The 12236-nt window shown below is 65.1% G+C and carries 4 protein-coding genes; 3 read left to right on the top strand and 1 reads right to left on the bottom strand.

Annotation, left to right across the window (positions count from 1 at the left end):
* Window positions 1–22: 22 nt before the first annotated feature.
* Window positions 23–652, bottom strand: a complete 630-nt coding sequence (locus tag K3725_RS21240) for a DUF6931 family protein (RefSeq protein ID WP_260019020.1) — start codon at window positions 650–652, stop codon at window positions 23–25.
* A 529-nt stretch (window positions 653–1181) separates the two neighbouring features.
* On the opposite strand from K3725_RS21240, the gene K3725_RS21235 reads away from it, so the two are divergent.
* From K3725_RS21235 to icmH, 3 genes are all read left to right on the top strand, one after another.
* Entirely contained in the window at window positions 1182–9239 is an 8058-nt protein-coding gene (locus tag K3725_RS21235; protein WP_260019019.1) for a hypothetical protein, read from the top strand.
* A gap of 105 nt (window positions 9240–9344) precedes the next feature.
* Window positions 9345–10679, top strand: coding sequence for a type VI secretion system baseplate subunit TssK (gene tssK, locus K3725_RS21230; RefSeq protein ID WP_260019018.1), 1335 nt, complete (start codon window positions 9345–9347; stop codon window positions 10677–10679).
* Entirely contained in the window at window positions 10679–12235 is a 1557-nt protein-coding gene (icmH, locus tag K3725_RS21225) for a type IVB secretion system protein IcmH/DotU (protein WP_260019017.1), read from the top strand. Before tssK ends, icmH begins: the two co-directional genes overlap by 1 nt.
* The last annotated feature ends 1 nt before the right edge of the window (window position 12236 follow it).

Here is a 12236-nt window from a genome sequence, read left to right as displayed (position 1 = left end):
GCCTGCCGGGCATCCGGCGCGCTTAGTAGGTGCGGAACAGAGGCGCGGCCAGATCGATGAAACGTGCCAGCCGCACCGGCCGGTCCGACAGGGCGGCCTTGCTCAGGCAGGACAGCACCGCGGAATTGACCGCCCGCGGCGCGCGGTGATCCGGAACCGGCGCGGGATCGTTCGGGGCAATGGCGCCGCCGGACCAGGCAACCGCAAGCCCCAGGAACACCGCCGGGCTGCGCACCGGGGCGTAAAGCGCCATTCTGGCGGCCCGGTACCGGTTCTCATCGTCCGGGTATGTTGTCCAGGTTGCGACCAGCTCCATCATGCGCCGGTCGTCCTCGCTTATGGGATCAGCCGCCAGCCGCATGCACTCGTAGGCCCACCAGACGGCCATTTTGGGTTGGGCAGCAAAGGCGGTGAATGTCACGGCATCCTCAGGTGTGGTTGAAGCGCGCAGCCGCATGAGAAAAGCGAGCCCGTCCTCCAGCTCTTGCGGCCGGTTCTGGATCAGCCGGCTGAGCTGTGGCATGCCCTGATAGAGGGCGTAAGGCGTACCGAACCGCAGCGCGGACACCGGCGGCTGGGTCTTTTCCCCGTCGTCGCCGCCGTTAAACGGCAGTCCTGCAGGGGGCGTTGTTTCAGGGCTGTTCAGGGTCAATGCGTCTGGTCGTCCAAGTGTTTCGGCCTTCCGGCGGCGCTTGCATTTGCAGGCGCATGCCGCGGCGGGGCTGTGGCAGCGGCGTCAGCCGCCGAAGCACATATCTTTCGGGCAGCCTGTGGCCGGGGAGGGCGGAAAATGGCAGCCGTGCCCTGATCCGATGTCACCCTTGCGGGCCGCCGCTGGCATTGTTGTCTCCTGTTGCTTTTCGGGCTGATCCTGACCGGATCCGGGATTCTATGAACGCCTATAGATTGCGTTCTGCCAGGCCCCTTTCGTCGAGGCGCGTGCTCTTTGGCAGATCTGTTCTCTGAGACGATTTTAAAATAGATGTTTTATCACAACTGTTTATGCAGATTCTGCGGCGATCATAACGGCCTGTCCCCATGAGTGGAAGGGTGAATAATTTGTAAATCTCCCCACCGTGTCCAGTTGACTTCTCATGTTTAAATTGCATTTTGCGCACATTTGCTGAAGCTTTCCGCTTGCTACTTTTGATTGAAACTTTATCCTAAAACGGTATTCAAACATGCGCATTCTCCTGCTTGGAACCACTGCAATCTATGCAGGGATGATGGCTTGCCCAGTGGCGTCGCAGTCCTGGACCAATGGCAATGGAACCGCAAATTGGGGGGAAGCCGGCAACTGGGACGCAGGGACAGTGCCCGATTCCAGCGCTGCGGCGGCTGAAATCTCCGGCGGCAGCGGTCCGGAAACCATCTTGCTCCGGAACAGCGACGGTTCCATCACCAGCTACACGGCCAATACCGTAGACATCCAGTCCGAGGCCCAGCTGTCCGGCGGCACCCTGGTGCTGGACGGACCCGATGCCGGCTTGTCGTACAGCGGCAGTTTTGCCGGCGATGTGCTGGCTGACGATATGGTGCTGCAACTGGACGGCAGCGCGGAACTGACACTGGATACGGATTTCTCCGCGGCGGCAGACATTACCAGCACCGGCACGGCGGCTCTCTCCATCAACGCGGCAAGCGGCACCGAAGCGGATTTCTCAGGCGTTATTGAGGACGGCAGCGGGGTCCTGTCGGTGGACGCCGTTGGCGACGGGGATGTCACACTTTCGGGCAGCAATACCTACACCGGCAGCACCGCGGTGCAATCCGGCAGCCTGACTGTGACCGGCAGTCTGGCATCGGAAACTGTGAGCGTGGCGTCCGGAGCAACCCTCGCCACCGGTGGCGGCGCGCTGGCGGCGGGAACTGAACTTAGCAACGAGGGCGCTGTTTCACTAGGCGGTGATGAGAGCATCGCCCGCCTGAATGGGGCAGGCACGGTGGCGCTCAGCCCCGGCAGCCTGACGCTGACCGCCGGAACCTCCTCGGTTGATGGCGGAATCTCCGGCACTGGCGGGCTGACCGTTGCGGGCGGGGATGTCACTCTCGCGGCGGAAAACTCCTATACCGGCGCAACGGAGGTTCAGTCCGGCAGCCTGACAGTCACCGGCAGCCTGGCCTCGCAGTCCGTATCGGTCTCACCGGATGCGCTGGTGACGTTTGACAGCACAGACGGGTCCACTGTCGGCGGGCTGACCAATGCGTCCGCAAGCGGCGGTTTGGTTCTGGAAGCCGGTTCCGCGGTGACGGTGTCCAGTTCCGCCGGCGGCACCGGCGCGTTGAGCAACAGCGGGGTTGTTTCCGTCGGGGACGGGGGGTCGCTGGAGGCGGAGACGATCAGCAACGCCAGCGGGGCGGCTTTGACCCTGGGGGCGGGGGCGTCGCTTACGGGCACCGGCAACACGCTGACCAACAGCGGCAGCATCACCGTTGGTGATGGCGGCACCGTGGAAGACGCCGGCGCGATCAGCAACACCGCCAGCGGCAGCATCACTTTCACCGGCTCCGGGGTGCTGAACGCCGACAGCGACAACAGCGGCGAGGGGCTGACCAACGCCGGCGCGATCTCGACCCAGGACGGCGGCAGCGACACGCTGACCCTGGGCGACGGCAGCGGCGACAGCTTCACCAATACCGCGGGCGGCAGCCTCAGCATCGGCGCGGGCGACCAGCTGGAGGGCAGCGGCACGGTGCTGACCAACAGCGGCACGGCGGGGGCGGCCGCCACCCTCACGGTGGGGGATGGCGCGACCCTGTCGGTGGCGCAGCTGGACAACGGCGCCTACGGGGAAATCACCAACGCAGGCACCATCAGCACCAGCCACGGCACGCTCAGCAATGCCGCGGACGGGGTGCTGGAGAACACCGCCAGCGGCACGATTTCCGACAATGTGGAGACCTCGGGCAGCTTCACCAATGCAGGCATCGTAAGCGGCACAACCTCTGTTCTGGCGGGGACAGCCAGCAGCACCGGCACGCTGAGCGGCGATGTGACGGTTGCGGCGGGCGCGGATCTGACCACCAGCGGCATTGCCGGGACGGTGGACAACGGCGGCACGGTGAGCGTCACCGGCGGCAGCGTTGCGGAGCTGGCCAACAGCAGCACCGCCGTGGTGAGCGGCGGGGCGGTGGCCGACCTGGAAAACAGCGCAAGCGGCGGTCTGACCATCGCCAGCGGCGGTTCGGTGACAGCGCTGAGCAACGCAGGCGTCGCCGCGAACGCAGGCACTGTGGGCACGCTGGACCAGAGCGGCGGCAGCTTCACCAACACCGGCACGGTCAGCGGCGCGGCGTCGGTCTCGGGCGGCAGCGTGACCAACAGCGGCACGATGGACGGGGCGGTGACCCTGTCGGGCGGTTCGCTGGACAGCACCGGCACGCTGAGCGGCGATGTGACGGTTGCGGCGGGCGCGGATCTGACCACCAGCGGCATTGCCGGGACGGTGGACAACGGCGGCACGGTGAGCGTCACCGGCGGCAGCGTTGCGGAGCTGGCCAACAGCGGCACTGCCACGGTCAGCGGCGGCACGGTGGCCGACCTGGAGAACAGCGCAAGCGGCGGTCTGACCATCGCCAGCGGCGGTTCGGTGACAGCACTGAGCAACGCAGGCATCGCCGCGAACGCAGGCACCGTGGGCACGCTGGACCTGACCGGCGGCAGCTTCACCAACACCGGCACGGTCAGCGGCGCGGCGTCAATCTCGGGCGGCAGTGTGACCAACAGCGGCACGATGGACGGGGCGGTGACTGTCTCGGGGGGGACACTGGTTGCCGATGGCGGCGGTTTTGGCGGCGATGTGACGGTCGAAAGCGGCAACAGCGCAACCTTCGAAATCGCTGCGGACACCATCGTGAACGGAAATGTCGTGAACGATGGAACGATCGTCTCCAGCGGCAGCGATACCGTGACCTTGAGTGTTGCGGGCGGCAATAGCTTCACCAATACCGGCACGCTGGATGGCAGCACAGCGGACCTGCAAATCTCTGCGGATGAGATCGTGCTGAGCAGCAGTTCAGTGGTGACAGACGGTGTGACTCTGACAGGGAATGTGACCAACCATGGCGATCTTTCCCTCAATACCGATCTGACCGGCGATTTGCGTGCGGAGAGCGGATCAGTTGCGCAGATCTCCGGCAATGTGAATGCTGGCGGCCATTCTGTATCGGTCAATGGCGGCAGCCTGCAGGTGGCAAATGGTGTGGCGCTGGAGAATGTCGGCGCGTTGAGCAACAGCGGGGTTGTATCCGTCGGTGACGGGGGGTCGCTGGAGGCGGAGACGATCAGCAACGCCAGCGGGGCGGCTTTGACCCTGGGGGCGGGGGCGTCGCTTACGGGCACCGGCAACACGCTGACCAACAGCGGCAGCATCACCGTTGGTGATGGCGGCACCGTGGAAGACGCCGGCGCGATCAGCAACACCGCCAGCGGCAGCATCACTTTCACCGGCTCCGGGGTGCTGAACGCCGACAGCGACAACAGCGGCGAGGGGCTGACCAACGCCGGCGCGATCTCGACCCAGGACGGCGGCAGCGACACGCTGACCCTGGGCGACGGCAGCGGCGACAGCTTCACCAATACCGCGGGCGGCAGCCTCAGCATCGGCGCGGGCGACCAGCTGGAGGGCAGCGGCACGGTGCTGACCAACAGCGGCACGGCGGGGGCGGCCGCCACCCTCACGGTGGGGGATGGCGCGACCCTGTCGGTGGCGCAGCTGGACAACGGCGCCTACGGGGAAATCACCAACGCAGGCACCATCAGCACCAGCCACGGCACGCTCAGCAATGCCGCGGACGGGGTGCTGGAGAACACCGCCAGCGGCACGATTTCCGACAATGTGGAGACCTCGGGCAGCTTCACCAATGCAGGCATCGTAAGCGGCACAACCTCTGTTCTGGCGGGAACGGCAAGCAGTTCCGGCACGCTGAGCGGCGATGTGACGGTTGCGGCGGGCGCGGATCTGACCACCAGCGGCATTGCCGGGACGGTGGACAACGGCGGCACGGTGAGTGTCACCGGCGGCAGCGTTGCGGAGCTGGCCAACAGCGGCACTGCCACGGTCAGCGGCGGGGCGGTGGCCGACCTGGAAAACAGCGCAAGCGGCGGTCTGACCATCGCCAGCGGCGGTTCGGTGACAGCGCTGAGCAACGCAGGCATCGCCGCGAACGCGGGCACCGTGGGCACGCTGGACCAGACCGGCGGCAGCTTCACCAACACCGGCACGGTCAGCGGCGCGGCGTCGGTCTCGGGCGGCAGCGTGACCAACAGCGGCACGATGGACGGGGCGGTGACCCTGTCGGGCGGTTCGCTGGACAGCACCGGCACGCTGAGCGGCGATGTGACGGTTGCGGCGGGCGCGGATCTGACCACCAGCGGCATTGCCGGGACGGTGGACAACGGCGGCACGGTGAGCGTCACCGGCGGCAGCGTTGCGGAGCTGGCCAACAGCGGCACTGCCACGGTCAGCGGCGGCACGGTGGCCGACCTGGAGAACAGCGCAAGCGGCGGTCTGACCATCGCCAGCGGCGGTTCGGTGACAGCACTGAGCAACGCAGGCGTCGCCGCGAACGCAGGCACTGTGGGCACGCTGGACCAGACCGGCGGCAGCTTCACCAACACCGGCACGGTCAGCGGCGCGGTGGCCTTGTCCAACAGCTCAATGGATAACAGCGGGACGCTTTCTGGCCAGGTCAGTGTTTCGGCAACTGCTGTGCTCACCACAAGCGGGACAGCCGGTGTAGTTCAGAACAACGGCTCCGTGGCAGTGACAGGCGGGACTGCAGCAGAAATCAGCAATACCGGCAGCAGCAGCCTCACGGTGGCAAGCGGTGCTGCCGTGACGGAGGTTAACAACTCTGGAACCAGCACTGTAAGTAATGCAGGCACTATCGGCACGCTGACCCAATCCGGGGGAGGCATTACGAATAGCGGCACGGTTGATACGCTGACTCAGTCTGGCGGGAGCATCAGCAACAGTGGCACGGTAACCGGTACAGTCATCGCAACAGGCGGAACTCTGGACAACTCGGGCACCATCAGCGGTCCGCTCACATCGTCGGGAGGCACCCTGACCAATACTGGTGTCATGTCCGGCAGTGTTCTAATCGGCGGGGCTGCGTCGCTGACTACCAGCGGTACCGCCGGGCAGGTTCAAAATTCAGGTGTTGTGGATGTCACTGGCGGTACAGTTTCAAACCTGACCAACACCAATACGGCTTCGGTCACCGGCGGGACGGTCGGCGGCCTGGAGAATTCCGCCTTTGGTATCCTGACGGTGGGCAGCGGCGGCACTGTGACAGCGCTGAGCACCGCTGGCACGGTGTCGAACGCAGGCACCGTGGGCACGCTGGACCAGACCGGCGGCAGCTTCACCAACACCGGCACGGTCAGCGGTGCGGCGTCGGTCTCGGGCGGCAGTGTGACCAACAGCGGGTCGATGGACGGGGCGGTGACTGTCTCGGGCGGTTCACTGGACAGCTCCGGCACGCTGAGCGGCGAGGTGGCGGTTGCGGCGGGTGCGGATCTGACCACCAGCGGCAGTACCGGGACGGTGGACAACGGCGGCACGGTGAGCGTCACCGGCGGCAGCGTTGCAGAGCTGGCCAACAGCGGCACCGCCATGGTCAGCGGCGGCACCGTGGCAGACCTGGAAAACAGCGCAAGCGGCGGTCTGACCATCGCCAGCGGCGCCGCAGTGACAGCACTGAGCAATGCAGGCACCGCCGCGAACGCAGGCACCGTGGGCACGCTGGACCAGACCGGCGGCAGCTTCACCAACAGCGGCACGGTCCTCGGCACCGCGGCAGTCTCGGGCGGCACCGTGATCAATGACGGCACCATCGGGGGCAGCGTGGACATTTCCGGCGGCACGCTGACGAACAACAGCACCATCAATGGCGGCATCTCCAATTCCGGCACCTTGGTTTCCACAGGGGTGATTGCTGGAGACCTGAGGAACAGCGGCAGCGCTGCGGTTGATCTGTCTGGCACGCTGGACGGCAGCCTGACCGTTCAGGACAGTGCAGTGGTCACTGTCTCAGGCGACCTGACAGGCGTGGAGAGCTTCTCCAATTCCGGCAATGGCACGCTGGCCTTTACGGGCGGAAGCACCACCGTGGAGAGTGGCGGGACAGTGTCAAACAGCGGCCGGACAGAGATTTCCGGCGCCACGCTCACCGGCTCAGGGGGAACGGTTTTTGAGAACTCTGAAACCGGCAGCTTGACTGTTGGCAGCAATGCCCGGCTGGAAATGGGACTGGAAAATGCCGGTACAGCCGAAATCGCGGCAGACGGCACTTTGACCGGAGATGTCATCAACAGGTCCGGCGCAACCCTGGATCTGGACGGAACCGTCACCGGTGATGTCACCAATAACGGTACCGCGACGCTGGCAGGCGATGTGTCGGGGTCCTTGAGCAACAGCGGAACCCTGACCGTGGATGGCACGTCGGAGGTCACGGGAACACTGTCCAGCAGCGGGCGCATGGTCATCGAGGGCAGTTTGTCCTTTGGGGCGCTCGAAATCAGCGGCGGCAGCACGGCGCAGGCTGCCACCACAAATGCCAGAATGAATGTCAGCGGCGCTTCGCTGCAGGTGTCCGGCAGCGGTGTACTGGCCTCCGGCACATTGACCAACACCTCTTCGCTCGGCCTGTCGGACGGCGCCACGGTCCATGCGGCGGTGGTGAACAGCGGGACAATTGTCGCAGATGGCACCGTGACTGGCGCGGGCCAGCTGACCCATCAAACAGGGGCGGTCATCGACCTGGCTGACGGGGCGGGGGACGATGTCTTCAGAGTCTCGGGTGATGCCGTGCTGAACGGCACGATCGAAATGGATGCGGTCTTCGCAGACGGCGTGATTCAAAGCGATGTTGTCGAAGTGACCGGCAACCTGTCCGGCCAGGCCACCTTCAATTTCAGTAACACGGAAGATCTGACCAACCGTTTGACCGGCAGTGTCGATGTTGTGAGATACGGCAGCGGCGCGCTGCAAGGCGTCACGGTCAGCGGTTTGCCCAATACCGGGGCAGCGGTCTATGCCCTGGTCAACAACAGCAGTGCAGGCGCCTATCAGCTGCAAGGCGCGGCCAACCCTGCGGTCGGCGGGCTTGCAACCGGGCTTGCGCTGACGCAATCGCTGATGGGCAGTGTGGTCAACCGCCCGACAAGCCCCTTTGTGACAGGCCTGGCCGTCCCGGGCGACGATGTGTGCGGGCTGGGTACCTGGAGCCGCGCCACAGGCGGTCAGGCAACCGCCACCGGGACATCGCAAACCGTGCTTGGCAGTTACAGCAGCGAGCTGTCGGCGGACTACTACGGATTTCAGATCGGCGCGGACTACTCCTGTTTCAACGGCTATTTCAACGGATGGGATCTGAGCTTTGGCGGCATCGCGGGCTATAACGGCGGTACCACGACGCAGCCGGTCTACTATTTCGATGCCAATACCGGGCTGCTGAACCCGAATGTGCGCACCAGCACCAACCGCAGCAGTTTCTCCCAGCGGTACGGCAGCGCTTATATGGCGGCTTCCCGCAGTTTGGGCGACAGCGGCCGGGTACTGTTTGCAGATGTGCAGATCAGGGCGGACAAAACCGCGTTCGATCTTGAAAACACGGTGAATGCGGCAGCTTTGGACACGGTGCGGACACTGTCCGGGGACGCGGCCCTTACCGCAGAGGATCTGAGCTTTGGTGTTCAGGATCAGTCCTACGACAGCCGCGGCCTGACCATCGGCGCCTCAGCGGGGCTTTCGATTCCCTTGAACGAAGCCAAGGACCTGCGCATCGTGCCCTCGCTGGGGTTCTCGTTGTCCAATATCGAGACCGATACGCTGTATTTTGACAATGGCGAGCTGGAGATTGAGGACATCGAGAGCCGGGTGGGCTTTGCGGGCCTGACCCTGTCCAAGAGCAGGATCGGCCTGTCCGGCACGTCCGCGCTCAACTATTTCGCCACGGCAACGGTTTACCACGACTTCGGATCCGACGTGGAGTCGCAGTTTTTCCTCTATGACCCGGACACTGGCGAACGTGCCGGAACCGCGCTGAGCAGCACGAGCAGCAATCTTGGCACCTATGGCGAACTTAGCCTTGGCCTGAACTACACCAAGATTTTGCAGCCCGGCAGCGCGCTGCCGGGACGTCAGCTGGACGCATCGTTTCGCGCCGACACCAGATTCAGTGACAGGCTCGACAGCTGGGGGGTGACCGCGCAGATCCGCCTGCAGTTCTAGGGCGCACTACCGGGCCGTGTTGACGATCCGTCCGCAAGCCTTAAAAGTTGCGTCATTCTTACCGGGGGCCAGCGGCCCGTTTGATATGGAAGCGATTGAATACACATGTCGAATTTCAGCAAAGTGGCTTGGAAAGAAGGCCTGTTCCTTCAACCGCACCATCTGCAGCAGGCCGACCGCTACCAGGAATACCAGCTGCGTGAACGCACTGCGAACATCACCCCCTACCCCTGGGGGGTGAGCGAGCTGCGGTTCGACCGGGATCTGGCGCAGCAAGGCAAGATCGGCCTGCGGGCGGTGGCAGGCATTATGCCGGACGGCATGGCCTTTGACGCGCCGGGATCGGCGCCGCTGCCGGTGCCCGTGGAGGTGCCGGAGGATGAGGCCCAGGGGCTGGATGTCTGGCTGACCTTGCCGGATGCCAGCGTCAGCGGGCAGGATGTGTCGCCCGCGGCGGCAAATGCGGCGACACGTTTCGTCCTGAATGCCGAAACCGTGGTCAACAACGCGTCGGCCGGCCGCTCTGAGCATATCGTTGAAATCGCCCAGCCGCGGCTGGAACTGGTGCTGCGCAAGACCCCGCGCCCCGGATACCAGAACATCCGGCTGGCGCGCATAATCGACATGCGCGACGGCATCGTGACCCTCGACGACAGCGTGCCGCCGGTTGCGCTGGTGATGCGGGTGCATCCCGCCTATGAAGGCTATCTGAGCCGCGTCATCGGCTGGATCGAGGCCAAGCTGGAAACTTTGGCGCGCTATGCCTCTGACCCGTCCTCGGGCGGGGGGATGCAGGCCACGGATTACCTCATGCTGATGGTGCTGAACCGCGAGCTGCCGGTTCTGCAGCACATGCAGGGGCTCGCCAATCTGCATCCCGAGAGGCTCTATGAAAAACTGCTGGCGCTGGCAGGCGAGCTGTCAACCTTTGACCAGGGTGCGCGCCGGACCCGCACTTACGAACGTTACAGCCACCAGGACAGCAAGGACAGCTTCACCGCCCTGGTGCAGGACATCCAGCAGCTGCTGGCCCGGGACGTCGGCCGGGCGGTGCGCCTGCCGCTGAACGAGGTCCGTGCCAATTCCTACGCGGCGCTGGTCAATGACCGGAACCTGTTTGCCCAGGCGACCTTTGTCATCGAGGTGTCCTCCAGCCTGCCGCTGACCCAGGTGCAGCAGCAGTTCCCGCAGCTGTGCAAGGCCGGGCCCTCCACCAGCATGAAGCAGATTGTCAGCAACAACCTGCCCGGCATCGGCCTGGTGCATCTGCCCAACCCGCCGCGGCAAATCCGGGTGGTGTCGACCAATGTCTATTTCCTGCTCGACAAGTCCTCGGACCTGTGGCGGGAGTTCTCGACCGCCCCGGCGGTGGGGCTGCACTTTGCGGGCAACTGGCCGGACCTGAAGCTTGAGCTTTGGGCGGTGCCGGAGGGCGGCTGATGGCGGAGGATGACGACAAGACCGTTTTCGGACAGCCGATCCCGCCGGTGCCTGGCCCGGCGCATGCGCGCCCGCCAGCTGCTGCGCCAGCAGGAAATACGGTGTTCGGGCAGCCGCTGCCGCCTGCCGGCGGCGGGCCGGGCCGTATTGCTCCGGTGCAGTACCCGGCAGATGACACCTGGCTTGGCGGAGCGCTGCCGCCGCAGCCTGCTCCGCCGCAAATGCAGCCGCATTACCGGCCCGCAACAGGCCAGCAGCCGGCCGGTGCCGGGATTTTCCCCGATATCGTGCAGCCGGGCCAGGCGGCCCGGCCACAGGCGCAACCGCGGATCGCCCTGGCTGATGCACTGAAGGCACAGGGCAGCGGCGCTGCGCAGTCCTCCAATCCGCTGATTGCGGCAGCGGCAGACCTTCTGGTGCTGCTTGGCCGGCTGCGCACCGGGCTGGTGGACATGCAGGCTGCACCGCTGATCGACCATGTGGTCCGGGAAATCGACGCTTTCGAGAAAAAGGCGCATGCTGCAAATGCTGCGCCGCAGGACGTTCTCGATGCCAAATACGCGCTGTCCGCCACAGCGGACGACATCGTCCAGAACCTGCCTGGCACCGACCGCGGCATGTGGCAGGAATATTCCATGGCGGCGCGGTTCTTTGGCGACCGCTCCTCCGGGGTGGGTTTCTTTCAGAAAGTGGACGAGGCGATGCGGGCGCCCGGCCAGCGCTTTCACCTGCTGGAGCTGATGCTGACCTGCCTGTCGCTGGGTTTTGAAGGCCAGTACCGCACCATGCCCAACGGCACGGTGGAAAGCGCCCGCATCCGCACAGCCATCTACGAAACCCTGCGCCGGGTGCAGCCGCGCCCGGATGACGATATCTCGCCGCGCTGGAGCGCGGTACCGCTCGGCACCCGCCGCAATCAGGGCAAACTGCCGCTGTGGGTGGCGCTCAGCGTGTCCGCCGTGATGGTGATGGCGCTGTTTGCAACGCTTTCGACCCTGCTCACCCGGCAAAGCGCCGAAGTGCGTGACGGTATCCTGGCGCTGCACCAGGGCCAGCCCGGCATAGTCATCGAACGCACGCAGCCGGTTGTCCGCCCGTATGAACCGCCCCCCAGCACGCAGATGCAGCGGTTGACCGGCGCGCTGGAGGGCGAGCTGGAAACCGGCCAGATCGAGCTGGACCAAACCAATGACTGGGTGCTGATCCGTGTCGGCCAGGCGCTGCGCTTCACCTCGGGATCTGCGGATCTGAGCAGCGACATCAGCATGCTGATCGGTGCCGCTGCCGCGGCCTTGGACGGTGAGACCGGCCCGGTGCGGGTGGTCGGCCATACCGACAGCGTGCCGCCGTCGGGGCGCGGGCGCTACAAAACCAATGAGCAGCTTTCACTGGCCCGGGCGGAAACTGTCGCAACTGTTCTGGGCGAAGCACTGGCTGATGCCAGCCGGATTTCGGCCGAGGGCAAAGGCGCAGTCGACCCGATCGCCGACAACAGCAGCCGTGACGGCAGGGCGCGCAACCGCCGCGTCGAAATCATGATTCCGAGAGAAAACTAGA

The sequence above is a fragment of the Leisingera sp. S132 genome (assembly GCF_025144465.1).
GTDB lineage: Bacteria > Pseudomonadota > Alphaproteobacteria > Rhodobacterales > Rhodobacteraceae > Leisingera.
Note: the sequence above shows the minus strand (reverse complement) of the source record. Positions and strands in the feature narration are given on the sequence as shown.

What these genes read in the sequence shown, in the direction of transcription:
- K3725_RS21235 (WP_260019019.1), top strand. Translation starts at nt 1,182, where the DNA reads ATGCGCATTCTCCTGCTTGGAACCACTGCAATCTATGCAGGGATGATG.
- icmH (WP_260019017.1), top strand. Translation starts at nt 10,679, where the DNA reads ATGGCGGAGGATGACGACAAGACCGTTTTCGGACAGCCGATCCCGCCG.
- tssK (WP_260019018.1), top strand. Translation starts at nt 9,345, where the DNA reads ATGTCGAATTTCAGCAAAGTGGCTTGGAAAGAAGGCCTGTTCCTTCAA.